This is a genomic window from Streptomyces sp. NRRL F-6676, assembly GCF_000725625.1.
GTDB lineage: Bacteria > Actinomycetota > Actinomycetes > Streptomycetales > Streptomycetaceae > Streptomyces.
This window is the reverse complement of the sequence record NZ_JOHS01000017.1, coordinates 42,261-66,778: the sequence shown is the minus strand read 5'-3', so window position 1 is coordinate 66,778 and position 24,518 is coordinate 42,261. Positions and strand designations below refer to the sequence as shown.

The window sequence follows — 24,518 nt, the reverse complement described above, 5'->3', positions numbered from 1 at the left end:
TGGCGGAAATGCGGGGCGGGCGGGCCGTGTTGCGGTCCAGCGGGGAAGCGTTTCCGGCCACCGGGGCCGGGCCCCCGACCGGAGGGACACCGCCGCATGCCCAGCAGCACCGCACCGGACCGCACGGAAACCGCCGCCGACGTCCACCGCCCGTGGACCGTGGCCGTCCTCGGCCCCGGCGGCGTCGGCGGACTGCTCGCCGCGCTGCTGTCCCGGGCCGGGCACCGGGTGATCTGTCTGGCCGGCGAGACGACCGCGAAGACGCTGCGCGAGGACGGGATCCGGGTGCGCAGCGGGCGGTTCGGGGACTTCACCGCCGAGGTGGAGGCCGGCACCGGGCTGCGCGAACCAATCGACCTGTGCGTGGTGGCCGTCAAGCACACCAGCCTGGAGGCGGCCCTGGACCGGGTCCCGCCGGCCGTACTGGGCCCGGACGCGCTGGTCCTGCCGCTCCTCAACGGCGTCGAGCACCCGGAGGCGCTGCGCCGGCGCTACGGCGCGGAGCGGGTCGCGGCCGGGGTCATCCGCGTGGAGTCGACCCGGGTCGCGCCCGGTGTGATCGAGCACGGCAGCCCGTTCGCCGACATCGATCTCGCGGGCCGCACCGCGCGCCCGCTCACCGAGGTGGCCGCCGTCCTGGAGGCCGCCGGGCTCCGGGCCCGCGTCGCGGAGTCGGAGACCGCGATCCTCTGGGCGAAGCTGGCCTTCCTCGCCCCGTTCGCCCTGCTCACCACGCGGTACGGCACGGGCGCGGGCCCGGTGCGCACGGAGCACCGGGAGGAGCTGCTCGCCCTGATCGACGAGACCACCGCCGTCGGCCGTGCGGAGGGGGCGCCGCTCGACGCGGCCCGCAGCGTGGCGATGTTCGACGCGTGCCCGGCGGACATGAAGTCGTCGATGCAGCGGGACGCGGAGGCGGGCCGCGCGCTGGAGCTGGACGCGATCGGCGGGGCCGTGCTCCGCGCCGCCGGGCGGCACGGGATCGCGGTGCCGACGGCCGCGCGCCTGGTGTCCGAGGTGGGGGCCCGGTGACCGGCGGCCGGGGCCCGGAGGGCGTCGTCAACTGACCGTGTCTGCCGGTATGTTGCCCATTTCCGTGGGTTAGGGTGTGCCGCACGGTTCACCGATGACACGTTCGACGGCAGACGAGTGCGACGGCACACAAGTGCGACGGCGACACGTCCGCCGGTGACAAGGGGGTCCAGCGCTGTGAACGAACGGCCGGCACGCGGCACGGTGCCGATCAACTCCGCCATGGCGCACCCCGCCCGGGTCTACAACGCGTGGCTGGGGGGCAAGGACAACTACCGCGTCGACCAGGAGGCGGCCGAGCTGGCCGCCGCGGCCAACCCGCGCATCATCCAGGCGGTCCGCGCCAACCGGGCCTTCCTCGGCCGTGCCGTGCGCGAGCTGTCGGCCACGGCGGGGATCCGGCAGTTCCTCGACATCGGCACCGGCATACCCGCGGCCGACAACACGCACGAGGTGGCGCAGCGGGCCGACCCCGGCGCCCGGGTCGTCTACGTGGACAACGACCCGGTCGTCCTGGCCCACGCCGAGGCGCTGCTGGTCAGCACCCGCGACGGGGCGACGGACTACGTCCAGGCCGATCTGCGCGAGGTGGACCACATCCTGGAACGGGCCGCCGGGACGCTGGACTTCTCGCAGCCGGTCGGCCTCATGCTCGTCGCCGTGTTGCAGTACATCCCGGACGCCGACGACCCGTTCGCGCTGACCGCGGCCCTCCTGGACGCCCTGCCCGCCGGCAGCCACCTCGTCGTCTCCCACCCGGCCTCGGACATCGCCTCCGAGGAGGTCGCGAAGTCGATGCGGGTCTACAACGAGCGCGCGGGCGAACACGCGGGCGCCACTCCGCGCACCCACGAGCGCGTCACCCGTTTCTTCCGGGGCACCGAGCTCCTGGAGCCCGGGGTCGTCGGACTGCCCCAGTGGCGCCCGGACGCCGAGACGGTCACGGACACGGACCCGCTCCCGATGTGGTGCGGCGTCGGCCGCAAGCCCTGACCGCACGGTCCCGCGGGACGGAACGGGAGGCGGGGCAACGACTCCCGCCTCTTCGGGCACCTTCCGTGCCCCTGGGCTTCCTGACCAGGCACCGGCGTCGCGTTTAACGTCCGGGAGTGAGCCTTTGGACTTCCCTGGAACCCGCCTCCGCGACCGTGGACCCGGGTGGCAGTACGACGGTACGGCTGCGGCTGCGCAACACCGGTGACGTGGTGGACGAGTACCGCTTCGAGGCGGTCGGTTCCCTCGCGCCCTGGACCGTGGTGGAACCGCAGACGCTCCGGCTGTATCCGGGGACGACGGGGTCGGTGGAGCTGACGTTCGCTCCGCCGCGCACACCGGACGCGACGGCGGGCCCCCATCCGTACGGGGTGCGGATCACGCCGACGGAGCACCCGGAGGCGACGACCGTCCCGGAGGGGAACGTCACGGTCACTCCGTTCACGGAGGTACGGGCGGAACTGGTGCCGCCGACGGTGAAGGGCCGCTTCCGGGGGCGTCCGAAGCTGGCCGTGGACAACCTGGGCAACACCAAGCTGACGGCCTCGTTGAGCGGCAGCGACAACGGCGACCAGCTGTCGTACGAGATCCGTCCGAGCAATGTGCAGATCGAGCCGGGCCGTGCGGCGTTCGTGAAGACGGTGCTGAAGCCGCGGCAGATCATCTGGTTCGGCGCGAAGGAGTCCCGGCCGTACGCGCTGAGCGTGCAGCGGTCCGGTGTGACGCCGCTGAAGACGGAGGGCACCTACGTCCAGCGGGGGTTCCTGCCGCGCTGGCTGGCCACCTTCCTCGGTATCTTCATGGCCCTGGCGATCGCCTTCGTCATGCTGTGGATCTCCTACAAGCCGCAGGTCCGCACCGCGGCCACCGAGAAGGTCGCGGCGGCCGGCGTCGGCACGCTGCCGCCCTCCGCCCCGCCCTCCCTCAAGGCGCCCGAGAGTCCCGCCGCGCAGGACACCGCTCCCGCCCAGGCCTCGGGCGGCGGGGCGGACGGGGGCGGTGGCGGCGGGGACGGCGGCTCCGCGGACAAGAAGACCAAGGCCCCCGAGACGACCGCGGCGACCGCCGTCAAGCAGCTCGCCGCGCAGGACCCGAGCGGACGGCACGTCTGCTACCGGGCGTTCGTGACGGGCGACGGCTGGACGGACGCGGTGTGCGACGGCCAGACGGCCGGCACCCCGGGCGAGGGGACGATCACGGGCGTCAACATCGCCGTCGCCGGCACCAAGGGCGTCACCAACCGCGCCTATGTCTACGACCCCGGCTCGACCAACGGCGAGGGGAAGTACTTCGATCCGTTCGCGACCGCCGCCGACGGCATCGACAACTACGTCGGCAGCACCAAGAAGAACGCCCCGCACATGCTGGGCTTCTCCATCAGCGTCGACGGCGGCAAGGGCAACGTCTGCCACACCACCTATATCCACGACGGCGACTGGCTCGGCATGGAGTGCGACCAGCCCAACGCCGGCCTGGCATTCACCTACGCCGGAACCCACGACAACAATGAGTGGATCCAGGCGTTCACCATCACCGTGTGACCCCCGCCGTACGGCCGCCCGCGCACCGTGTGCGGGCGGCCGCGTCCCGTGCTCCCGGGAGCGTGGGCCCGGCTCAGCCCACCGCCGCCGTCGCCCGCCGCGTCGAGGCGATCGTGGCGGAGCCGACGACCCGCGTGCCGTCGTACAGGACGATGGCCTGGCCGGGGGCGACGCCGCGGACGGGAGCGGCGAAGGTGACCTCCAGGGAGCCGTCCACCAGTGCGGCCGTCACCTCCGTCTCGCCGCCGTGGGCGCGGAGCTGGGCCGTGTAGGTGCCGGGGCCCGAGGGGGCCGTGCCGCACCAGCGGGGCTTGACGGCGGTGAGCGCGTCGACGTCCAGGGCGGCGGCCGGGCCGACCGTGACCGTGTTCGTCACCGGGGAGATGTCCAGGACGTAGCGCGGCTTGCCGTCGGCGGCCGGGGTGCCCAGGCGCAGGCCCTTGCGCTGGCCGATGGTGAAGCCGTACGCGCCCTCGTGGCTGCCCACCTTGGCGCCGGACTCGTCGACGATGTCGCCCTCCGCCCGGCCCAGGCGGTTCGCCAGGAAGCCCTGGGTGTCGCCGTCGGCGATGAAGCAGATGTCGTGCGAGTCGGGCTTCCTGGCGACGGCCAGGCCCCGGCGCTCGGCCTCCGCGCGGATCTCGTCCTTCGTGGTCACCGTGTCGCCGAGCGGGAACATGGCGTGGGCGAGCTGCCTGTCGTCCAGCACGCCGAGGACGTACGACTGGTCCTTGGCCATGTCGGAGGCGCGGTGCAGTTCACGGGTGCCGTCCTCGCGGCGGATCACCTGGGCGTAGTGGCCGGTGCAGACCGCGTCGAAGCCGAGCGCGAGCGCCTTGTCGAGCAGCGCGGCGAACTTGATCTTCTCGTTGCAGCGCAGACAGGGGTTGGGGGTGCGGCCGGCCTCGTACTCGGCGACGAAGTCCTCCACCACGTCCTCGCGGAACCGCTCGGCGAGGTCCCAGACGTAGAACGGGATGCCGATGACGTCCGCGGCGCGGCGGGCGTCCCGCGAGTCCTCGATGGTGCAACAGCCCCGGGCGCCCGTACGGAACGACTGGGGGTTCGCGGAGAGCGCGAGGTGGACGCCGGTGACGTCGTGGCCCGCTTCCGCGGCGCGGGCGGCGGCGACGGCGGAATCGACCCCGCCGGACATGGCGGCGAGGACGCGAAGGGGACGGGTGCGCTGCGGGATGTCGTCAGTCATAGCCCCTCCAGGGTACGGGGCGGAGGGAACCGGAACCCCCGGATATCCGTTCTCCAGTACATGGGGGCAGAACAGACGGAGGAGAAGACCCAGCGCCCGCAGACGTCCGCGGAGGACGACGGCGACCGGCGGCTCGGGCGGCGGGCGCTGCTCGTCGGCGGCGCGGCGGCCGCGCTGGGCACGGTCGTACTGGCCCGGGACGAGCTGTCGCACCTGTGGTGGCGGCTGCCGGGCGTGGAACGGCCGCGCGCGGGCGGCGCGGTCGACTACCGGGGCGCCCAGTGGATAGCCGCCGCCTCCGCCAATCTGCGGCGGGCGGACCGGCCCGACGACTACCCCATCGACCGTGTGATCATCCATGTCACGCAGGGCAGTTACAGCAGCGCGGTCAACGTCTTCCAGGACCCCTCGCACAAGGCGGCGGCGCACTACGTCATACGCAAGGACGGCCATGTCGCGCAGATGATCCGCGAGTTGGACGTGGCGTTCCACGCGGGCAACCGGAAGTACAACGAGCGGAGCGTCGGCATAGAGCACGAGGGCTTCGTGGAGAAGGCGTCCTCGTTCACGGACGCGATGTACGAGGCGTCGGCGCGGCTGACGGCCGCGATCTGCGCGCGGTACGCCATACCCGTCGACCGCACGCACATCATCGGCCATGTGGAGGTGCCGGGCACGGACCACACCGATCCCGGGCGGTACTGGGACTGGGACCGGTACATGAAGCTGGTGCGCAGGGCGCGGACGGCCGCCGCGGCTTAGCCGGCCGGGCTTTGCGTGGTCCTATGTGAGGCCCGCTGTGCGGGCGCGTTCCACGGCCGGGCCGATCGCCTTGGCGACGGCCTCCACGTCGGCCTCGGTGGAGGTGTGGCCGAGGGAGAAGCGCAGGGTGCCGCGGGCGAGGTCCGGGTCGGTGCCGGTGGCGAGGAGGACGTGGCTGGGCTGGGCGACGCCCGCCGTGCAGGCGGAGCCGGTGGAGCACTCGATGCCCTGGGCGTCCAGCAGGAGCAGCAGGGAGTCGCCCTCGCAGCCGGGGAAGGTGAAGTGCGCGTTGGCGGGCAGCCGGCCCCCCGGGGCGGGGTCGCCGCCGAGGAGCGCGTCGGGGACGGCGGTACGGACGGCGTCGACGAGCGCGTCGCGCAGGGCGCCGACCTCGCGGGCGAACTCCTCGCGCCGCTCGGCGGCGAGCCGGCCCGCGACGGCGAAGGAGGCGACGGCGGGCACGTCGAGCGTGCCGGAGCGCACGTGCCGCTCCTGGCCGCCGCCGTGCAGCACGGGAACGGGGTCCTGGTCACGGCCGAGGACCAGCGCGCCGATGCCGTACGGGCCGCCGATCTTGTGACCGGAGACGGTCATCGCGGCGAGGCCGGAGGCGGCGAAGTCCACCGGGACCTGGCCGAAGGCCTGGACGGCGTCGGCATGCAGGGGGACGTCGAACTCCCGGGCCACCTCGGCGAGTTCGGCGACCGGGAAGAGGGTGCCGATCTCGTTGTTGGCCCACATGACGGTGGCCAGCGCCACGTCCTGCGGGTCGCGGGCGAGGGCCTCGCGCAGCGCCTCGGGGTGCACCCTGCCGTATGCGTCGACGGGGAGGTACTCGACGGTGGCGCCCTCGTGTTCGCCGAGCCAGTGGACGGCGTCCAGGACGGCGTGGTGCTCGACGGGGCTGGCGAGGACGCGGGTACGGCGGGGGTCGGCGGCACGGCGGGACCAGTACAGGCCCTTGACGGCGAGGTTGTCGGCCTCGGTGCCGCCGGAGGTGAACACGACCTCGCTGGGGCGGGCGCCGAGCGCCTCGGCGAGGGATTCGCGGGACTCCTCGACCGTGCGGCGGGCCCTGCGGCCGGATGCGTGGAGGGAGGACGCGTTGCCGGTGATCCCGAGCTGGGCGGTCAGGGCCGCCGCGGCCTCCGGGAGCATGGGCGTGGTGGCGGCGTGGTCGAGGTATGCCATGGTGAGGCGAATTCTACGGGGGCGCCGCGCCGGCTCCGGCGGGCGGTGGGTGGTGGCGGGGCCGGCCGGGAGCGTCAGGTACCGGTTTCGGACAGGCCCCGAAAGGACCACCGCAGCCATGACGGCACTGTCAGAAGTTCCAGGAGACCGTGTTGTCCGCCTGCATGAAGGCGACCAGGACGATCAGGTCGGCCACGCCCAGGGTGAGGCCGAGGATCGCTCGGCCCGGGCGCTTGGTGCCTCGCCACAGCGCGACCGAGGCCAGGACGATGGCGATGGGACCGAGGAAGAGGTTGAGGACCAGCAGGCCGAGCAGGCCGAGCACGAAGGACGCCACGGCCATGCCGTCGGTGTCCCGCTTGCCGGTGTGCCGGGTCGGTGTGGCGGTGAGTTCCATGATGCGTCGGCTCCAGACGATCGGAGGGTGGACGGCGGACGTCAGTGCGCCGAGGTGTGGCGCCGGCGCCCGTACCGCTCGCGGACGGCGAAGACCGCGAGCCAGAGCGCGATGACGCCCGCGGCGACGAGGGTGACGGGGAGCGGGGCGTGGGCGACGGTGCCGAGCACGGTGCCCAGCAGCAGGAGTGCGGCGACGAGGAGCAGCATGGGACGGGACCCCCTTCGGTGAACCGTTGCGGATTACAGTTGTTCACTGACTTCCCAGTCTAGTGCGCCTCATGACTTTGCAAGTACGGAGAACAGTTGTTAACTGCATGGCATGAGTCACACTTCCGGCGTCCGCCAGGCCCAGAAGCAGAAGACCCGCCGGGCGCTCCTGGACGCCGCGCTCGGGCTGCTGGAGGAGCAGAGCCTGAGCAGCCTGGGGCTGCGGGAGGTCACGCGGGCGGTGGGGGTCGCGCCGACCGCCTTCTACCGGCACTTCCGCTCGACGGCCGATCTCGGCGTCGCACTCGTCGAGGAGGCGCTCGGCTCACTGCACCCGATGATCGGCGCGACGGTGTCCGTCCCCGGCGACAGCGAGGAACGCATCGCCCGCGCCGTCGAGTTGATCTCCCGGCACGTGGCGGCGCACCCCGCGCACGTGCGCTTCGTCGCCCGCGAGCGGCACGGCGGGGTGGCGCCGGTGCGCGAGGCGATACGCCGGGAACTGGCCCGGTTCGCCGAGGAGGTGCGCGGCGAACTCGCCGGGCAACCGGAGTCCGCGGGCTGGAGCGACGACGACCTGCTGATGCTCGCGGAGCTCTACGTCGACCAGATGCTGGTGACGGCCTCCCTGTTCCTGGAGGCCCGCGAGGTACCGGAGGCGACGGGGACCGAGGGGGCGGCCCCGGGCGCCGAGGCGGTCGGGCGGGAGCGGGACCGCGTGGCCCGGCTCGCCGCCCGTCAGCTGCGTCTCATCAGCATCGGCCGGCGCCACTGGCTGGACGGCTGAGGGGGGCCGTCCGCGTCGTACGGTGGCGCCGGGCCTCTGCGCGGGCCGCCGCCCCGGCCGCCGTCAGCCCTGTGCCGGAGCGCCCTGCGCCGGAACGCCCTGCCCGGCTCCCTGGTCCGGGCCGCCGCGGCCACCGGCACCGCCGCCCAGGCCGCCTCCGCCGGGGCCGCCGGACGGGGCACCCGACGGCGGTTTTCGCTGTGCGGGGGATGTGCCTCGCTCGCTGCGGGGCACGCCTCCCTCAGGAACGCCCGCCGCCCTCGGGGAGCCGTACCCGGGCCAGCTGGCGGGACTGGGCGACCAGGCGGTCGGAGGTGTCCCAGACCTCCGCGTCCTCCTCCAGGAAGCCGCCGGCCAGGTTGCGGGTGGTGATCGAGACCCGCAGCGGGCCGGGGGCCGGGCGGGCGCGGACGTGGACGGTGAGTTCGACGGTGGGGACCCAGCCGGACAGGCCGAGTTCGAAGGCGGTCGGGGGCAGCGCGTCGACCGCCAGCAGCAGCGAGAGCGGGTCGGCGTCGCGGCCGTCGGCCAGGCCGAACCAGGCCCGCATCTCGCCCTTGCCGGACGGGGAGCCCAGCGCCCAGCCCAGGGTCGCGGGGTCCACCCGGGCCGTCACCCGCTCGGTGAACGTCGAGCCGCCGAGGACCGGGGTGGGCGAGTCGCCCGAGCCGAAGCACTGGTCCGGCGGCGGGATGGCGGGGGGCTCGGCGGAGGTGCGGACGTCGTCGGGGAGGGCGTCCAGGTCGCCGTAGGAGGCGAGGACGCGGATCCGCTCGACCTCCCGGCCCTCGTCGTCGTACTGGAAGAGGGAGGCCTGGCCGGTGGAGAGGGTGCGGCCGGTGCGGACCACGTCCGTGCGGACCACCGCGGGGCCGGGGCGGGAGGCGGTGAGGTAGTGCGCGGAGACGGTGAACGGGTCGGCGTGCGGCAGCGTGTCCGCGAGGGCGCGGCCGAGGACCGCGAGGAGATAGCCGCCGTTGACCGCGTTCAGGATGGTCCAGCCGGCGGAGAGGTCGATGTCGTAGACACCGGGGACGTCGGGGTCGCGTCGGGTGACCCGGGTGTCCCGGTCGAACTCGCTGTCGCCGATCGTGGCCCGGGCGGCGGGGGCGAGGGGCGGTGCGGTGGGTGCGTCTGACATGGGAGAACCGTACAACAGGCAAATACTAAGCGGTAGCTTTTTCCGGTTCGGCGACCTCGTCCGGCACCTCCCGCACCGTCGAGCGCCGGTTCCACGCCCGCGGGGCCCGCCAGTGGAAGCGCAGGGCGAGCAGCCGCAGGACGAAGGCCGTGGCCACCGCGAACGCCGTGGTGAACGCGGTCAGCACGTCATAGTGGAGGAAGACGGCGACCATGCACGCGCCGACGATCGCCGGCACCGCGTACAGATCGCGGTCCCAGCGCAGCAGCGAGGGCACCTCGTTGGCGAGGACGTCCCGCAGCACTCCCCCGCCCACCGCGGTGGCCAGCCCGAGCGCGGCCGAGGCGGTGAGGTTCAGCCCGTACGCGTACGCCTTCGTCGTGCCGGCGACGCAGAACAGACCGAGGCCGGCCGCGTCGAAGACGTTGACCGCGCCCTGGATCCGCTCCACCTGCGGATGGAGGAAGAACACGAGCAGCGCGGCGCAGAGCGGGGTGACGAAGTACCCCTTGTCGGTGAAGGCGGCCGGCGGCACGGCACCGATGATCAGGTCACGGAAGAGGCCGCCGCCGAGCGCGGTGACCTCCGCGAGCACGGCGATGCCGAAGACGTCGAAGTTCTTGCGCACGGCCAGCAGCGCACCGGAGATCGCGAAGACGAAGATGCCGACGAGGTCCAGCGTGTGCTGGACGGACGGGCTGAACAGTTGCTGGAGCACCCTTCCATTCTTACTCGCCCCCAGCCGTGGGCCTTCCAAAACAAGGCCCACGGCTGGAATCGTCTTACATAGTGGGCGTCTAGGGGAGTTCGGGCCTGCCCGTGGAGTAGAGCCAGGTGTCGAAGAGGTCGCCGAGCCGCTGCCCGGAGATCTTCTCCGCGAGGCGGACGAAGTCGGCCGTGTCCGCGTTGCCGTAGCGGTGCAGCCGGGTCCAGGCGGGCAGCAGCCGGAAGAAGGCCCGGTCGCCGATGCGCTCGCGCAGCACCTGGAGGGTCATCGCGCCCCGGTCGTAGACGGCGGAGGCGAACATGGTGTCGCGCTGCGGGTCGGCCACCTTCACCTGCCAGAACGCGCTGTCCGCCGGGCGGGAGTCGTAGTCGGCGAGGAACGAGTCGTGCGCCGAGCGGGTGCCCTGGTGCTCGGCCCACAGCCACTGGGCGTAGGTGGCGAAGCCCTCGTTGAGCCAGATGTCCTTCCAGTGCTTCACGGAGACGGAGTCGCCGAACCACTGGTGGGCCAGCTCGTGCACGATGGTCGACGCGCTGCGGACGGCGGAGTAGGCGGGCTTGGACTGCACCTCCAGCGAGAAGCCGGCCTGGGGCATGTCGTCGACGATCGCGCCGGTCTCCTCGAAGGGGTACGGGCCGAAGATCTGGGACCAGTAGTCCGTCGCCTCGGCGGTGACGGCGTACACGTCCACGTTGTTGCTGTCCTTCAGCACCGGGTCGACGGCGACGTAGATCGGGGTGCCGCCGGGGGTGCGGCCCGTCCTGACGTCGAACTTCCCGATGGTGGCGGTGGCCAGGTAGGAGGCCATGGGCCGGCTCTCGCGCCAGTGCGTGTAGGTGGAGTCGCCGCGGTCCCGGGTGGAGACCAGCCGTCCGTTGGAGACACCGGTCAGGCCGCGCGGCGCCTTGATGCGGATGTCGTAGGTGGCCTTGTCGGAGGGGTGGTCGCTGGAGGGGAACCAGGTGGAGGCGGCGTTGGGCTCGCAGGCCACGAAGACGCCGTCGTCGGTCTTCATCCACCCGTAGGAGGAGCCGAAGACGATGGGCCCGCCCAGCGGCTCGGGTATGCCGCCGTAGGTGACGGAGACGGTGAAGGTGCGGCCCCGGGAGAGGGGGGAGCGCGGGGTGATGCGGAGCTCGTCCCCTTCGCGGGTGAACGTCGCGCGTCTGCCGTCGACGTCGACGCGGGTGACCTCGAGCTTTTGCAGGTCGAGGTCGAAGGAGGAGAGGTTCTGGGTGGCCCGGGCCGTGAGGGTGGTCCGTCCGTCGAGGCGGTCGGTGTCCGGGTCGTAGGCGACGCTCAGGTCGTAGTGGCGGGCGTCGAAGCCGCCGTTGCCGAGCCGGGGGAAGTAGCTGTCGCCGATGCCGGGGGCGCCGGGGGCGGGGTGCGAACCGGCGGCGACGACGAGGAAGGAGGCCGCCGCGGTGGCGAGGGTCAGCAGACGTGCCGAACGGGAGAGTGCCATGGGTCGTCCCTTTCGCGCGTGGGCCGATCGATCGTTCGATCGGGCGTGCGGGACGACTCTGCGCTCTCCCGTTCAGGCATGTACATGACTTTGCCAACTCGTCATGCGTTACTTCGGAGTTGACTCCTGACCCTCGGCACCGGCCTCGCCCTCGGCGTCACCGTCGGCGGCCGCGTCACCGTCGGCGGCCGCGGTGCCGGAGGCGTCCTCCGTGTCGGCGACCTCCTCCGCGCGGACGTTGTCCAGGGCGGGTGAGAGTTCCTTGCCGGGGGCCGACTTCTCGGAGACCGGCGCGTCCTTCGACACCGGCACCAGTCCCCCGTCCGTCTCGCCCACCTCGGCCGCCACCGCCGCCGACGTGGCCGCGGACTCCGCGAGCGCCTCGTCGGAGACCGTCTCGGCCGCCTTCTTCGCGTCCCGCAGCAGCACGGTGTCCTGCGGCGCCTGGTCGGCGAAGTTCTCCGGGTGGTGACAGGCCACCTGCTGGCCCGGCCGCAGCTGGAGCAGCGGCGGCTCGGTGGTGCGGCAGATCTCCGTCGCCTTCCAGCACCGGGTGTGGAACCGGCAGCCGCTCGGCGGCGCGATCGGCGAGGGCACGTCGCCCTGGAGCAGGATGCGCTCGCTCTTGGCCGACTTGCGCGACGGGTCCGGGATCGGCACCGCCGACATCAGCGCCTTGGTGTACGGGTGCATCGGCGTCTTGTAGAGCAGGTCGCGGTCGGCCAGCTCCACGATCTTGCCGAGGTACATCACGGCGATGCGGTCGGAGACGTGCCGGACGACGGACAGGTCGTGCGCGATGATCACGTACGTCAGGCCCAGCTCCTGCTGGAGGTCGTCGAGCAGGTTGACGACCTGGGCCTGGATCGACACGTCGAGGGCGGAGACCGGCTCGTCCGCCACGACCAGCTTGGGGCTGAGCGCGAGGGCGCGGGCGATGCCGATGCGCTGCCGCTGGCCGCCGGAGAACTCGTGCGGGTAGCGGTTGTAGTGCTCGGGGCTGAGCCCCACGACCGACAGCAGCCGCTGCACTTCCTTCTTGATGCCGCCCTCGGGCGAGACGCCCTGGAGCTTGAAGGGAGCGCCGACGATCGTGCCGATGGTGTGGCGCGGGTTCAGCGACGAGTACGGGTCCTGGAAGATCATCTGCACGTCGCGGCGGAGCGGGCGCATGCCGCCGACACCGAGGTGCGTGATGTCCTTGCCCTCGAACTCGACCTTTCCGGCGGTCGGTTCGAGCAGCCGGGTGATGAGCCGGCCCATCGTGGACTTGCCGCAGCCGGACTCGCCGACGACGCCCAGGGTCTCGCCCCGGCGCACCTCGAAGTCGAGTCCGTCGACCGCCCGGACCGCGCCGACCTGCCGCTGGAGCAGGCCCTTGCGGATCGGGAAGTGCTTTTGCAGACCGGTCACCTTCAGCAGCGTCTCGCCACTGGCGGCGTCCTTGGTGAGGGTCGCGCCTTCGCTCTTGGCGGGAGTGGTCACAGCTTTGTCCTCGCTCACAGCTTCGGGGCGATCTCTTCGGTCCAGATGCGCTCCCGCTGCTCCGTGCTCATGTGGCAGGCGGCCCAGTGCCGGCTGCCCACCTCGGCCAGCTCGGGGCGGACCGTGCGGGTCAGATCGTCCTTGGGGACGTCCGCGTACGGGCAGCGCGGGTTGAAGGCGCAGCCGGACGGCACGTTGATCAGGGAGGGCGGGGAGCCCTTGACCGGGATGAGGCGTTCCTGCTGTTCGCGGTCGAGCCGCGGCATCGAGCCGAGCAGGCCCCAGGTGTAGGGGTGGCGGGGCTCGTAGAACACCTTCTCGGCCGGTCCGCGCTCCACGCAGCGGCCCGCGTACATCACCAGCAGGTCGTCGGCGAGCTCGGCGACGACGCCCAGGTCGTGGGTGATGATGATGACCGCGGAGCCGAACTCCGTCTGGAGGTCGCGGATGAGGTCGAGGATCTGCGCCTGGACGGTGACGTCCAGGGCGGTCGTCGGCTCGTCCGCGATGAGCAGCTCGGGGTTGTTGACCAGCGACATCGCGATCATCGCGCGCTGGCGCATGCCGCCGGAGAACTCGTGCGGGTAGCTGTCGACGCGCTTGTCGGGCTGCGGGATGCCGACCCGGTCGAGCATCTCCACCGCGCGCCGCTTGGCGGTCTTCTTGTCGACGTCGTGGTGGACCCGGTACGCCTCCACGATCTGCTGCCCGATCGTGTAGTACGGGTGCATCGCGGACAGCGGGTCCTGGAAGATCATCGACATCTGCCGGCCGCGCAGCTTGCGCACGTGGTCGGGGTCGGCGGACAGCAGCTCGGTGCCGTCCAGCCAGATCTCGCCGGAGATCTGGGCCTTGCGCTTGCCGTACTGGCCGGCGGTGTGCAGGCCCATGATGCCGAGCGAGGTCACCGACTTGCCGGAACCGGACTCGCCCACGATGCCGAGGGTCTTGCCCTTCTCCAGCTGGAAGCTGAGCCCGTCGACGGACTTGACCAGGCCGTCGTCGGTCGGGAAGTGCACCTTCAGGTCGCGCACTTCCAGGAAGGCGGAGGGCGCCGGCGAGTCCTTGACGGCCCGCGGCTCGCCGACCGCCGCTCCGCTCTTGCCGATGTCGGTCATGCCAGCCTCACTCGGGGGTCGATGACGGCGTACAGGATGTCCACGACGAGGTTGGCGACGAGCACCGCGAGCGAGGTGATCAGGGTGACGCCCAGGATGAAGGGCAGGTCCTGGTTCTTGATCGCGTCGAGCACCTTCTGCCCGAGGCCGGGCAGGCTGAACGTGGTCTCGGTGAGGATCGCGCCGCCGATGAGGGCGCCGAGGTCCATGCCGAGCATGGTGAGGATGGGCGTCATCGTGGAGCGCATGGCGTGCTTGCGGATGACGACGGTCTCGCGCAGGCCCTTGGCGCGGGCGGTGCGGATGTAGTCCTCGCCGAGGATCTCCAGCATGGTGGCGCGGGTGATCCGGGCGTACATCGCCGCGTAGAGGAAGGCGAGGGTGATCCAGGGCAGGATCATGCCGCCGAGCCAGCCGCCGAAGCCGTCCTTGAGGGGCACGTACTGCCCGTCGATCCAGCCCAGTCCGTAGCTGAAGATGGCGAGCGAGAGCAGACCGGTGAAGTAGATGGGGAGCGAGACACCACTGAGCGCGACGACCATCGCGCCGCGGTCCCAGATGCTGCCGCGCTTGAGCGCGGAGAGGACACCCGCCGCGACACCGAAGACCAGCCACAGCACGGCGGCACCGAGCGCCAGGCCCAGGGTCACCGGGAAGCGGTCGGTCAGCACCGGCCAGACGGACTGCTCGCTGCGGAACGAGTAGCCGAAGCAGGGGGCGGCGCAGTTCGTGACGTCGCCACCGCCCGAGTAGGTGCGGCCGACGAAGATGCCCTTGAAGAACTCCCAGACCTGGGAGTAGATCGGGTCGGCCAGGCCGAGCTTCTCCCGTACGGCCTCGACCGCGGCGGGGTCCGCCTGCTTGCCCACGAAGCTCGTGGCGATGTCGACGCCCGCCCATTTGGGGACGAGGAAGAAGATGCTGAAGACCACCACGATGATGACCACCAGCATCACTGCGGCGGCGAGCAGCCGCCTGATGAGGTAAGCGAGCACAGCTTACGGCCCGCCGCGGACCGCGGGCCGCCGGAGGTCTTCCGGCGGCCCGCGGTCACGCCGCGCCGGCCTTCACCTGCCTTTCGTGCCGTTCGGCGGGTGTGCCGGGATTTACTTCGTGGACTTCAGGCCCATGTTGACGAAGTCGTACATACCGCTGTACGCGCCCGTCGTGTACACGTTGGCCACGTTGGAACCGCGCCAGTTGATGAACTTCTCGAAGACGAAGGGCAGGTAGTAGCCGCCCTCCATGACCTTGTGGTTGATCTCCTTGGCGATCTCGGCCTTCTTGGAGTCCTCGAGCGTGTTGTTGTAGTCGTCGAAGAGGCCGTCGATCGCCTTGTCCTTGATCAGCGCGTAGTTGTTGTTACCGCTGTCGAGGATGTAGCTGCTGTCCCACAGGGGCAGACCGAAGCCCTGGACGGACGGGAAGTCCGGGCCCCAGCCCATGATGATGATGCCGTAGCCCTTCTTCTTCACGTTCGAGGGGCTGCCGATGATGCCGGTGGTCTGCGAGCCGTCGTACTGGTCGATGTCGACGGTGATGCCGACCTTCTTCAGCGAGGCCTGCATCGACGTGGCGGTGGCCACCTCGACCGGCTTGTTGTTGCGGACCGCGATGGTGGTCTTGAAGCCGTTCGGCTTGCCGCAGGCCTTCAGCTCTTCCTTGGCCTTCTCGACGTTGCCGTTCTTGTTGTCCGTGGCCAGCTTGTACGGGTCGTACTTCTGGCCCTCGGCGCCCGGCACCGACGGCGGGAGCATGTTGGTGCCGATGTCACCGCCGGCCTGCGGGCCGCCACGCGCGGTCTGGAGGGAGACGTGGTCGGCACCGTAGATCACGGCCTTGCGGCAGTGCTCGTTGTCGAACGGCTTCACGCTCTGCGGGAAGACCGCGTAACGGATGTACCCGGAGACCGGGTTGTCCACGTTGGCCTTGTGCTGCTTCAGGGCGGTGGAGCGGCCCTGCGGGGACAGACCGGTCTGGGCCAGGTCGATGTCGTAGTCGCCGTTGATCAGACGCGAGTCCAGGTCGTTGGCGTTGGTGAAGAACTTGATGCTGACCTTGTCCGGGTAGGCCTTGCGGACCGGGTCCGAGGCGGCCTTCCAGTTGCTGTTGCGCACCAGCATCAGGTTCTTGCCGGGGGCGTAGGACTGGAACTTGTACGGGCCCGAGGAGAACGGGTGCAGACCGTACTTGGACTTGGTGTCCTTGTCCTGGCGGACCGGCGAGGACGAGGTCAGCGCCAGCATCTGGAGGAAGTCCGAGTTGGCCTTCGGCAGGTGGAAGACGATGGTCTTCTCGTCCGGCGTGTCGATCGCCTTCAGACCCAGGTGGTCCTTGGAGCTGTCCTTGTAGGGGCCCTTGTACTCGCCCTTGGGGTCGAGGACGTCCTTCATGTAGACCGGACCGCCGGACAGCACGTCCTGCGCCCACTGGCGCTCGATGCCGTACTTGACGTCCTGGGCGGTGATGGCCTTGCCGTCCTCCCACGTGACGCCGTCACGGAGGGTGAAGGTGTAGGTCTTGCCGTCGTCCGAGACCTTGCCCATGTCGGCGGCGAGGTCCGGGGTCAGCTCGGCGCCCGTGGTGCCCGGCTCCGTCTTGTACGTCAGCAGCTGACGGCTGTAGTAGCGGGAGAAGTTCCACATGAAGCCGTAGTAGCCACGGGTGGTGTCCCACGAGTCGGCGTCCTGGACGCTGGCGAACTTGAGCTCGCCACCCTTCTTGGCCAGCGAGGCCTGGGCGACCTTGTTGTTGGCCGCGTTGAAACCGGCCGCGCCGCTCTTCGAACCGCCGTCGCTGTCGTCGTTGCCGCCGCACGCCGCCGTGCTCAGCAGCGCGGCGACCGCGATCGCGGCGGCCGCCGCCTGCTTGCGCCGCCCTGTGGTGCGTTGGGTAGTCACGATCTCGGATCCTCCGGATGTCAATCGGTCCGCGGACAATTCGCGAACCTCAGTAGGGGGTACGGCAGTTCAGCGGGAGCCCTTCGGGTCGAGCGCGTCACGCACGCCGTCGCCGAAGAGGTTGAAGGCCAGAACGGTGATGAAGATCGCCACGCCGGGGACCACCATGAACATGGGGTCCGACTCGTAGTAGTCGATCGCGGTGGAGAGCATCTGCCCCCAGGAGGAGGTGGGCGGCTTGACGCCCACGCCCAGGAAGCTCAGCGCCGCCTCGGTGAGGATGTTGGTCGGGATCATCATCGTCGTGTACACGATGATGGGCGCGACCAGGTTGGGCAGCAGCTCCTTGAACAGGATGTAGAAGCGGCCGGCGCCCAGCGAGCGGGCCGCCTCGACGTACTCGCGCTCGCGCATGGACAGCGTCTGGCCGCGCACCACACGGCCGATGTACGGCCAGCCGAAGAAGCCGATGACGAGGATCATCACGAAGACGCGCACGCCGGTGCCGGACAGGCCCAGCATGTTGTTCGGCATCACCGAGACCAGGGCGATGATGAACAGCAGCTGCGGGAAGGCGAGCAGACCGTCCATGACGCGGCTGACGACGGCGTCGACCCAGCCGCCGAAGAAGCCGGCGAGGATGCCGAGGACGGTGCCGAGGACCACGGCCACCAGGGCCGACAGGAAGCCGACCAGGAGCGAGATCCGGGAGCCGTAGATGATGCGGGCGAAGATGTCGCGGCCGTTGACGGGCTCGACGCCGAGGAGATGGTCGCCGCTGACGCCGCCCAGGGACCCGGTGGGGGTGCCGAACAGCGGGTCGATCAGGTTCTCGTGGTAGGCGTCGGGGTCCTGCCCGGCCAGGAGCGGAGCGAGGATCGCGACCAGGATCAGCAGGAGTACGACGATGCCGCCCGTCAGGGCGAGCTTGTCCCGCTTCAGGCGCTCCCAGGCGATCCGGCCCAGGGAACGCCCCTGTACGGCCTTCGTACCGGCGCCTTGAACCGCCGCTTCCTCGGCCGCACTCGGAGCCGCTTCCGCGGTCGGCTCGTGCAATGGTGCCGTCATCTGGCAGGGACCCCTCTCAACCGGCGGTAGCCGGCCCGCACTTGCCGCTCGTAGCGGCGTGATCAGTCCGTCGTACACGGGAGCGAACGCTCCCCTGGTGCGGGAGTCTTCAACGCTCCGGCGATCTGTTGCCAGACTTGACGGTGAATGGATGCGCAACCGTGATGCTCTTTGAGGTGTTCCGTTATGCGGACAGTGGGTAACGGGAGCCGGACGAGGGGCAATTGGGGCATGGGGCCCGATAGCCGAACGGAACCGATCCTTCCGTTGCCATCTACGCGCGAAGAAACACGGAGTTAACGTGAAGGTACGATGAGCAGCCTTCACGCGGCAGCGTACGCGTGTCTCAGTATCCGGGCGTGTGCGGGTAGCCGTAGCCGGTGGCGGGCGCGGCGGCCGGGGCGTGGGCCTCGCGGTCGTAGAACGGCCTGGTGCGGGCCCGCAGCCACATCGCGACCGGGTCGTGCGGGTCGGAGAGCGCGACGGTGGAGACGGGCAGTCCGTCCGGCACGGCGACGACCGACTGCCGCATCATCGTGCGTACCGCGTCCACGGCGGGCGGCGAGGCCTCGTAGACGTCCAGGCCGATGGCGAGGTACGGCGCGCCGAGCGCCGGCTGCACCCAGGCGCGGCGCAGCGCGCGCACCGCGGGGGTGCGGTGCGCGTTCTGCGTGAGCAGGGCGTAGAACTGCGGGATCTCGATGGCCGGTTCACTCATCCGCAGCGGTCCGGCCGGCTGTCGGTCCAGACCCGTGGCGATGCGGCGCAGATCCAGCCAGGGGATGCCGACGCCGCCGCCGGGGGCGTGCGGATTGAGCCACAGGCCGTAGTGGTCGGGGTAGAGGGCGCGGGCCGCCTCGAGGCCGTCGACCACCTCGTAGGACCGGTTCCAGCCGCTGGCCGACAGCTCCTGCGCGGAGGTCACACAGGGGGCGTACGGGAAGCCGCCGACCTCCATCGTGCCGTACTGGGCGTCGGGCGAACCGGTGCGGCCCTGCCAGAGCAGCATCCAGAGGGGGCCGGAAGAGGGCGACGCGAGCGCACGGAGCAGCGCCTCGTAGGCGTCGTAACGCCCGGGCGTGACTTGGCGCAGCATGTGCTCGACCTGCCCGGCCGCGGCCGTGCCCGACGCGCTCACCTTCTACCGCCCCTTCGCGAGACATTGGCTGGGGACAGCTTAAGGTCTGCCGACGGCCGGGGGGTGGGCCGGGGAGCGTGGCCCTTCCCGGGGGTCGCCGTCAGTACCCGAGTTGGTAGAAGGGGCGGACGTTCTCCCGCAGCCAGTCGCAGACGGGGTCCTGGGCGGCGTCCAGGAAGACCATGTTGACGGGGGTGGCGAGGGGGGCCTTGGCCAGGGCGCGACCGAGGGCGTCCAGGGGGACCGTGTGCGCCTCGGGGTCGCGGGAGGCGAGTTCGACGCCGACGAACATGACGGGGTCGGCCGTCTCGATCGCGGCGAGGCAGCGGCGGGCGGAGAGCACGAGGCCGGTCGCGGCGAACTCGGCGGAGGCGGCGGCGAGGAGGTCCACCGGGTCGTCCTGCCAGTCCGGTTCGAACAGCCGGACGCGACCGCCGGAGGCGGGGCCGTCCAGCGGCGTACGGCCGCCCCGGCACAGTTCGGCCACGGCGTCGGGCGGCAGCGGGATGCCGAGCACGCCGTCCGGGTTGACGGCGAGGCCCACCTGCGGGGGCAGTCCGCGCGCGAACTCCACGGCCGGAGCGATGGTGAACCCCATGTGCGCGCCGGCGACCTGGCGGAACTGTTCCTCGGAGCTGAAGACGGGGACGTAGACCTGGCCGTCCAGTTCCAGGGTGGGCAGGTCGAGCGGACCGCCGTGCGCGCCGCGGCCGCCCGGGAGCGGGACCCAGAGGAAGCTGCGGGTGAGCACCTCGACGATGCGGGCGCCGGCGGAGGGGACACCGAGGGAGGCGGAGAGCACCTCCTCCAGCTCGTTGCCGGGCCAGCCGCCGTGGGGGTGGGGTTGCGGGTGCGCCTGTGCCGGGATGTCCATGTGTCTCTACCGCCCTGCCCTGCCGGTGTGTGCCGTTCCGGCACGAGACTTTATCGCCCGGTGCGCTACCGGTCGCCCCCGAATTCGATCCTGCGCAGGGCGTCCGCGGCGGGACGGTCCAGGAGCGTGGCGGAGGCGCAGCCCTCGGGGAGGGTGCCGCGCTCGACCGCGCGCAACAGCCGTCGCGTGGCCCTGCGATGCCGGAGGAAGGCGTACGGCGAGACGCCCCGGCCGCGCTCGCGCTGGCCCGCACGGGCCCGGTCGGCGCCGACGTCGAGGATCAGCAGGTGCAGGGCGCCGCCGCGGCGGCGGGCCTCGCGGGCGAGCCAGCCGCGCACCCAGCCCTGCGTGCCGCAGTCGTGCACGACCACGCCGCCGCCGGCGCGGACCGCGCGCCGCAGTCCGGCGTAGTGGGCTAGCCGGACGAGGGGGCGGTAGACGGCGTACGGGAGGAGGCGGGGGGTGCGGGCGTCCCAGCGGTCGCGGGTGTCCTGCGAGTCGACGCGGGGGCCGCGTACGGCGCGGTGCATCAGCGTGGACTTGCCGCTGCCGGGGAGGCCGGTGACGACGACGACGTCGTGGGCGGCGAAGGTCAGGCCGTGGGGGGTGCGGCCGGCGCGGTCGCGGAGGTCGCGGACGACGGGGGCGGTCGGTTGTGGTGGCAGCGCGACCGTTGTCCGGTCGGGCAGTGCGAGGGCCGGTGTCGTGCCGTACGCCGTGGACCTGTCCACCCTGATCGTCTCCCTCCGGGACATGCGAGTCCCTTCCCCGCCGAGCGTAAAGAAAAGGTAATGCACGGTGTCTCTCCAACAGGTCCGCCTCGTGCAACAGGGCTGCTACAGAGCGGGGGTGGGGCGCGGCGAGCTTTCCTGGGGCGCAGCCCCGTCTCAGGGGCGCGGGGAACTGCGCGAGCGGCCACGGACCCAGCCGCACCCGCCCACGCGCCGCACCCACCCGAGTTCTCCCCGCGCCCCTCTCCCACCCAGCCCCGCTCCCCCCCCCGGGGGCCCCGGGGCGGAGGCCCCGGGTGAGGGAGGGGAAGGGCAGGGGCGGTGGGGGCGCGGAGGCATGCGATGATGGCGGCCCAACCGCATACCGGCCGTTTGAATCCGCGCGGGAGAGTCCCCGGCCCTAGGGCTGTGACCGGGGCGCCGAAGGAGCAAGCACTCCCTTGAATCTCTCAGGCCCAGTTACCGCGCGGGCGAGGCACATCTGAAAAGCGGACCGCCGACGACACGACCACGGCGGTCCCACCCAAGGTGCAAGCCACGACCCCGTCACCGGGTCACGGCGAAGCTCTCAGGTTCCGATGACAGAGGGGGAGGACAGGGAATCGCACGCGCACTCCGCGATGCCCGTCCGCACCCGTCTCGCCACCCCTCCACCCGGGAGAACGACCGATGAGCAGCACCACCCCCGGCACCACCCCGGACGCCACCCCCCGCCGCACCGCCCTGGACTCCCTGCACCGCTCCCTCGGCGCCACCATGACCGACTTCGCCGGCTGGGACATGCCCCTGCGCTACGGCTCGGAACGCGAGGAGCATCTCGCCGTCCGCACCCGCGCCGGTCTGTTCGACCTCTCCCACATGGGCGAGATCGCCGTCACCGGCCCGGAGGCCGCCGCCGTCCTGAACCACGCGCTGGTCGGCGACCTCCGCTCGGTCGCCGTCGGCCGTGCCCGCTACACCATGATCTGCCGCGCGGACGGCGGCATCCTCGACGACCTGATCGTCTACCGGCTCGCCGACACGGAGTACCTGGTCGTCGCCAACGCCTCCAACGCCCGGACCGTCCTCGACGCGCTCACCGAGCGGGCGGCCGGCTTCGACGCCGAGGTGCGCGACGACCGGGACGCCTACGCGCTCCTCGCCGTCCAGGGCCCCGCCTCCCCCGGCATCCTCGCCGCCGTGACCGACGCGGACCTGGACGGACTGAAGTACTACGCCGGCCTCCCCGGCACCGTCGCCGGCGTGCCCGCGCTGATCGCCCGCACCGGCTACACCGGCGAGGACGGCTTCGAGCTGTTCGTCGACCCCGCCGACGCCGAGAAGCTGTGGCAGGCGCTGACCGAGGCCGGCGCGTCCGCGGGGCTCGTCCCGTGCGGGCTGTCCTGCCGGGACACGCTGCGCCTGGAGGCCGGCATGCCGCTGTACGGGCACGAGCTGACCACCGGGCTCACCCCCTTCGACGCCGGACTCGGCCGGGTGGTGAAGTTCGGCAAGGAGGGCGACTTCGTCGGCCGCGAGGCGCTGGCCGCCGCCGCCGAGCGGGCCGGACAGAACCCGCCGCGGGTGCTCGTCGGGCTGGTCGCCGAGGGCCGCCGGGTGCCGCGCGCCGGCTACCCGGTCGTCGCGGACGGCACGGTGGTCGGCGAGGTCACCTCCGGCGCGCCCTCCCCCACACTGGGCAAGCCGATCGCCATGGCCTACGTCGACGCCGCGCACGCCGCGCCGGGCGCCCCCGGTGTCGCGGTGGACATCCGCGGCAGCCACGAGCCGTTCGAGGTCGTGGCGCTGCCCTTCTACAAGCGCCGCAAGTAACGACGCGGCCCGGCGGCAGGGCCGCCGGGAGCGCCCCGAGGACACCCGGCACCCCGGCACGGACCGAAACCAACCGAAACGCCCCGGAACGGCCCGGCGCACGATTCTGCGCGCGCCGGGCGCCCGGGACATGGAGACTGGGCGCACGTCCGGGCGCCCCCACCCCCGTACCCTCACCGCACGTCCGCCCCACACCCCCCTTTCCCACCCCATTCCCCGCGTACAGGAGAATCCAGCCATGAGCGACAACCCCCAGCAGCTGCGCTACAGCAAGGAGCACGAGTGGCTGTCGGACGCCGTGGACGGCGTCTCGACGGTCGGCATCACCGAGCACGCGGCCAACGCGCTCGGCGACGTCGTCTTCGTCCAGCTCCCCGACGTCGGCGCCACCGTCACCGCGGGCGAGACCTGCGGCGAACTGGAGTCCACCAAGTCGGTCAGCGACCTGTACTCCCCGGTCACCGGTGAGGTCACCGAGGTCAACGACGACGTGGTCGGCGACCCGTCGCTGGTGAACTCCGCGCCCTTCGAGGGCGGCTGGCTGTTCAAGGTGCGGATCACCGGCACCCCGGACGACCTGCTCTCCGCGGACGAGTACACCGTCTTCATCGCCGGCTGAGGATTCCACCCATGTCACCCTTGTCCCCCCAGTTCCCCCAGTCTTCGGCGTCCCTGCTCAACGTCCCGCTGCACGAGCTGGACCCCGACGTGGCCGCCGCGGTCGACGCCGAGCTGGACCGCCAGCAGTCCACCCTCGAGATGATCGCCTCGGAGAACTTCGCCCCGGTCGCGGTCATGGAGGCCCAGGGCTCGGTCCTCACCAACAAGTACGCCGAGGGCTACCCGGGCCGCCGCTACTACGGCGGCTGCGAGCACGTCGACGTCGTCGAGCAGATCGCGATCGACCGGGTGAAGGCGCTGTTCGGCGCCGAGCACGCCAATGTGCAGCCGCACTCCGGCGCACAGGCCAACGCCGCCGCGATGTTCGCGCTGCTCAAGCCCGGCGACACGATCATGGGCCTCGACCTCGCGCACGGCGGGCACCTGACCCACGGCATGCGGATCAACTTCTCCGGCAAGCTCTACGACGTGGTCGCGTACCACGTCGACGGCGAGACCGGGCAGGTCGACATGGCCGAGGTCGAGCGGCTCGCCAAGGAGTCCCGGCCGAAGCTGATCGTGGCCGGCTGGTCGGCGTACCCCCGGCAGCTGGACTTCGCCGCGTTCCGCCGGATCGCGGACGAGGTCGGCGCGTATCTGATGGTCGACATGGCGCACTTCGCCGGGCTTGTCGCGGCCGGGCTGCACCCCAGCCCCGTCCCGCACGCCCATGTCGTCACCACGACCACGCACAAGACGCTGGGCGGCCCGCGCGGCGGTGTGATCCTCTCCACGGCCGAGCTGGCCAAGAAGATCAACTCGGCTGTCTTCCCCGGTCAGCAGGGTGGTCCGCTGGAGCATGTGATCGCCGCGAAGGCCGTCGCGTTCAAGGTCGCGGCTTCGGAGGAGTTCGCCGACCGCCAGCGTCGTACGCTGGAGGGCGCCCGCGTCCTGGCCGAACGGCTGGTGCGGGACGACGTCCGGGAGCACGGTGTGTCCGTGCTGTCCGGCGGGACCGACGTCCACCTGGTCCTGGTCGACCTGCGCGACTCCGCGCTGGACGGGCAGCAGGCGGAGGACCGGCTGCACGAGATCGGCATCACGGTCAACCGCAACGCCGTCCCCAACGACCCGCGTCCGCCGATGGTCACCTCCGGGCTGCGCATCGGCACGCCCGCGCTCGCCACGCGCGGGTTCGAGGCGCGGGACTTCGCGGAGGTCGCGGACGTCATCGCCGAGGCGCTGAAGCCGTCGTTCGACGCGGAGGCGTTGAAGGCGCGCGTCGCGGCACTCGTGGCGACGCACCCGCTGTACCCGGGCGTGCGCACGTAGTACGTCCG

23 protein-coding genes and 1 riboswitch are annotated in these 24,518 nt (G+C 71.6%); of the genes, 8 read left to right on the top strand and 15 right to left on the bottom strand.

Going from position 1 to position 24,518, the window contains the following annotated elements:
- The first annotated feature begins 96 nt into the window (after positions 1–96).
- From IO29_RS14250 to IO29_RS14240, 3 genes are all read left to right on the top strand, one after another.
- On the top strand, positions 97–1,032 hold the full coding sequence (locus IO29_RS14250; protein WP_033225613.1) for a ketopantoate reductase family protein: 936 nt from the start codon (positions 97–99) through the stop codon (positions 1,030–1,032).
- A 222-nt stretch (positions 1,033–1,254) separates the two neighbouring features.
- Positions 1,255–2,025 (top strand): SAM-dependent methyltransferase, encoded by a 771-nt coding sequence (locus IO29_RS14245; RefSeq protein WP_051707636.1) that lies wholly within the window; start codon positions 1,255–1,257, stop codon positions 2,023–2,025.
- A 116-nt stretch (positions 2,026–2,141) separates the two neighbouring features.
- Positions 2,142–3,566: a COG1470 family protein gene (locus tag IO29_RS14240; RefSeq protein WP_030380175.1), complete on the top strand. Its 1,425-nt coding sequence runs from the start codon at positions 2,142–2,144 to the stop codon at positions 3,564–3,566.
- A gap of 73 nt (positions 3,567–3,639) precedes the next feature.
- Here IO29_RS14240 and mnmA read toward each other — a convergent pair whose 3' ends face one another.
- Positions 3,640–4,773 carry a tRNA 2-thiouridine(34) synthase MnmA gene (gene mnmA / locus IO29_RS14235; RefSeq protein WP_030380174.1) on the bottom strand — a complete coding sequence of 378 codons (1,134 nt, stop codon included), beginning with the start codon at positions 4,771–4,773 and terminating at the stop codon, positions 3,640–3,642.
- A 60-nt stretch (positions 4,774–4,833) separates the two neighbouring features.
- On the opposite strand from mnmA, the gene IO29_RS14230 reads away from it, so the two are divergent.
- A complete protein-coding gene (locus tag IO29_RS14230) occupies positions 4,834–5,535 on the top strand; it encodes an N-acetylmuramoyl-L-alanine amidase (RefSeq protein ID WP_030380173.1) in 702 nt (233 codons plus the stop codon).
- Positions 5,536–5,556: 21 nt separating this feature from the next.
- On the opposite strand, the gene IO29_RS14225 is transcribed toward IO29_RS14230, so the two are convergent.
- From IO29_RS14225 to IO29_RS38925, 3 genes are all read right to left on the bottom strand, one after another.
- Positions 5,557–6,726 (bottom strand): cysteine desulfurase family protein, encoded by a 1,170-nt coding sequence (locus IO29_RS14225; protein ID WP_030380172.1) that lies wholly within the window; start codon positions 6,724–6,726, stop codon positions 5,557–5,559.
- Positions 6,727–6,856: 130 nt separating this feature from the next.
- Positions 6,857–7,123, bottom strand: coding sequence for a hypothetical protein (locus IO29_RS14220; protein ID WP_030380171.1), 267 nt, complete (start codon positions 7,121–7,123; stop codon positions 6,857–6,859).
- A gap of 41 nt (positions 7,124–7,164) precedes the next feature.
- Entirely contained in the window at positions 7,165–7,332 is a 168-nt protein-coding gene (locus IO29_RS38925) for a hypothetical protein (protein WP_030380170.1), read from the bottom strand.
- A gap of 112 nt (positions 7,333–7,444) precedes the next feature.
- Between IO29_RS38925 and IO29_RS14210 the strand changes: the two genes are divergently transcribed.
- A complete protein-coding gene (locus tag IO29_RS14210; protein WP_030380169.1) occupies positions 7,445–8,119 on the top strand; it encodes a TetR family transcriptional regulator in 675 nt (224 codons plus the stop codon).
- Between the two features lie 241 nt (positions 8,120–8,360).
- Here the strand turns inward: IO29_RS14210 and IO29_RS14205 are convergent, their stop codons facing one another.
- The 11 genes from IO29_RS14205 to IO29_RS14155 all read right to left on the bottom strand — a co-directional run bounded on the left by IO29_RS14205 (position 8,361) and on the right by IO29_RS14155 (position 20,766).
- Positions 8,361–9,260 carry a thioesterase family protein gene (locus tag IO29_RS14205; RefSeq protein ID WP_030380168.1) on the bottom strand — a complete coding sequence of 300 codons (900 nt, stop codon included), beginning with the start codon at positions 9,258–9,260 and terminating at the stop codon, positions 8,361–8,363.
- A gap of 25 nt (positions 9,261–9,285) precedes the next feature.
- Positions 9,286–9,978 (bottom strand): trimeric intracellular cation channel family protein, encoded by a 693-nt coding sequence (locus IO29_RS14200; protein WP_030380167.1) that lies wholly within the window; start codon positions 9,976–9,978, stop codon positions 9,286–9,288.
- A gap of 79 nt (positions 9,979–10,057) precedes the next feature.
- Positions 10,058–11,452 (bottom strand): M1 family metallopeptidase, encoded by a 1,395-nt coding sequence (locus IO29_RS14195; RefSeq protein ID WP_030380166.1) that lies wholly within the window; start codon positions 11,450–11,452, stop codon positions 10,058–10,060.
- Positions 11,453–11,560: 108 nt separating this feature from the next.
- Positions 11,561–12,937, bottom strand: a complete 1,377-nt coding sequence (locus IO29_RS14190; protein ID WP_051707633.1) for an ABC transporter ATP-binding protein — start codon at positions 12,935–12,937, stop codon at positions 11,561–11,563.
- Positions 12,938–12,951: 14 nt separating this feature from the next.
- Positions 12,952–14,055: an ABC transporter ATP-binding protein gene (locus IO29_RS14185; protein ID WP_030380164.1), complete on the bottom strand. Its 1,104-nt coding sequence runs from the start codon at positions 14,053–14,055 to the stop codon at positions 12,952–12,954.
- Positions 14,052–15,050, bottom strand: coding sequence for an ABC transporter permease (locus IO29_RS14180; RefSeq protein ID WP_030380163.1), 999 nt, complete (start codon positions 15,048–15,050; stop codon positions 14,052–14,054). The genes IO29_RS14185 and IO29_RS14180 overlap by 4 nt, the downstream gene beginning before the upstream one ends.
- Positions 15,051–15,161: 111 nt before the next feature.
- Positions 15,162–16,955: an ABC transporter substrate-binding protein gene (locus IO29_RS14175; protein ID WP_030380162.1), complete on the bottom strand. Its 1,794-nt coding sequence runs from the start codon at positions 16,953–16,955 to the stop codon at positions 15,162–15,164.
- Between the two features lie 69 nt (positions 16,956–17,024).
- Positions 17,025–18,023 (bottom strand): ABC transporter permease, encoded by a 999-nt coding sequence (locus tag IO29_RS14170; protein ID WP_030380161.1) that lies wholly within the window; start codon positions 18,021–18,023, stop codon positions 17,025–17,027.
- Between the two features lie 346 nt (positions 18,024–18,369).
- Positions 18,370–19,161, bottom strand: coding sequence for an enhanced serine sensitivity protein SseB C-terminal domain-containing protein (locus tag IO29_RS14165; RefSeq protein WP_030380160.1), 792 nt, complete (start codon positions 19,159–19,161; stop codon positions 18,370–18,372).
- Positions 19,162–19,261: 100 nt separating this feature from the next.
- The gene (locus IO29_RS14160; protein ID WP_030380159.1) at positions 19,262–20,035 is read right to left on the bottom strand and encodes an enhanced serine sensitivity protein SseB; all 774 of its coding nucleotides are present in this window, start codon (positions 20,033–20,035) and stop codon (positions 19,262–19,264) included.
- A 65-nt stretch (positions 20,036–20,100) separates the two neighbouring features.
- Positions 20,101–20,766, bottom strand: a complete 666-nt coding sequence (locus tag IO29_RS14155; protein WP_030380158.1) for an AAA family ATPase — start codon at positions 20,764–20,766, stop codon at positions 20,101–20,103.
- Between the two features lie 373 nt (positions 20,767–21,139).
- Positions 21,140–21,241, top strand: a riboswitch (glycine riboswitch).
- Between the two features lie 194 nt (positions 21,242–21,435).
- On the opposite strand from IO29_RS14155, the gene gcvT reads away from it, so the two are divergent.
- The 3 genes from gcvT to glyA all read left to right on the top strand — a co-directional run bounded on the left by gcvT (position 21,436) and on the right by glyA (position 24,510).
- The gene (gcvT, locus tag IO29_RS14150; protein ID WP_030380157.1) at positions 21,436–22,578 is read left to right on the top strand and encodes a glycine cleavage system aminomethyltransferase GcvT; all 1,143 of its coding nucleotides are present in this window, start codon (positions 21,436–21,438) and stop codon (positions 22,576–22,578) included.
- 238 nt (positions 22,579–22,816) lie between these two features.
- The gene (gcvH, locus tag IO29_RS14145; RefSeq protein WP_030380156.1) at positions 22,817–23,197 is read left to right on the top strand and encodes a glycine cleavage system protein GcvH; all 381 of its coding nucleotides are present in this window, start codon (positions 22,817–22,819) and stop codon (positions 23,195–23,197) included.
- 11 nt (positions 23,198–23,208) lie between these two features.
- Entirely contained in the window at positions 23,209–24,510 is a 1,302-nt protein-coding gene (glyA, locus tag IO29_RS14140; protein ID WP_051707632.1) for a serine hydroxymethyltransferase, read from the top strand.
- The last annotated feature ends 8 nt before the right edge of the window (positions 24,511–24,518 follow it).

Coding starts and splice junctions, on each gene's coding strand:
- IO29_RS14250 (WP_033225613.1), top strand. CDS start 97: ATGCCCAGCAGCACCGCACCGGACCGCACGGAAACCGCCGCCGACGTC.
- IO29_RS14245 (WP_051707636.1), top strand. CDS start 1,255: ATGGCGCACCCCGCCCGGGTCTACAACGCGTGGCTGGGGGGCAAGGAC.
- mnmA (WP_030380174.1), bottom strand. CDS start 4,773: ATGACTGACGACATCCCGCAGCGCACCCGTCCCCTTCGCGTCCTCGCC.
- IO29_RS14230 (WP_030380173.1), top strand. CDS start 4,834: ATGGGGGCAGAACAGACGGAGGAGAAGACCCAGCGCCCGCAGACGTCC.
- IO29_RS14225 (WP_030380172.1), bottom strand. CDS start 6,726: ATGGCATACCTCGACCACGCCGCCACCACGCCCATGCTCCCGGAGGCC.
- IO29_RS14220 (WP_030380171.1), bottom strand. CDS start 7,123: ATGGAACTCACCGCCACACCGACCCGGCACACCGGCAAGCGGGACACC.
- IO29_RS38925 (WP_030380170.1), bottom strand. CDS start 7,332: ATGCTGCTCCTCGTCGCCGCACTCCTGCTGCTGGGCACCGTGCTCGGC.
- IO29_RS14210 (WP_030380169.1), top strand. CDS start 7,445: ATGAGTCACACTTCCGGCGTCCGCCAGGCCCAGAAGCAGAAGACCCGC.
- IO29_RS14205 (WP_030380168.1), bottom strand. CDS start 9,260: ATGTCAGACGCACCCACCGCACCGCCCCTCGCCCCCGCCGCCCGGGCC.
- IO29_RS14195 (WP_030380166.1), bottom strand. CDS start 11,452: ATGGCACTCTCCCGTTCGGCACGTCTGCTGACCCTCGCCACCGCGGCG.
- IO29_RS14185 (WP_030380164.1), bottom strand. CDS start 14,055: ATGACCGACATCGGCAAGAGCGGAGCGGCGGTCGGCGAGCCGCGGGCC.
- IO29_RS14170 (WP_030380161.1), bottom strand. CDS start 18,023: ATGACGGCACCATTGCACGAGCCGACCGCGGAAGCGGCTCCGAGTGCG.
- IO29_RS14160 (WP_030380159.1), bottom strand. CDS start 20,035: ATGGACATCCCGGCACAGGCGCACCCGCAACCCCACCCCCACGGCGGC.
- gcvT (WP_030380157.1), top strand. CDS start 21,436: ATGAGCAGCACCACCCCCGGCACCACCCCGGACGCCACCCCCCGCCGC.
- gcvH (WP_030380156.1), top strand. CDS start 22,817: ATGAGCGACAACCCCCAGCAGCTGCGCTACAGCAAGGAGCACGAGTGG.
- glyA (WP_051707632.1), top strand. CDS start 23,209: ATGTCACCCTTGTCCCCCCAGTTCCCCCAGTCTTCGGCGTCCCTGCTC.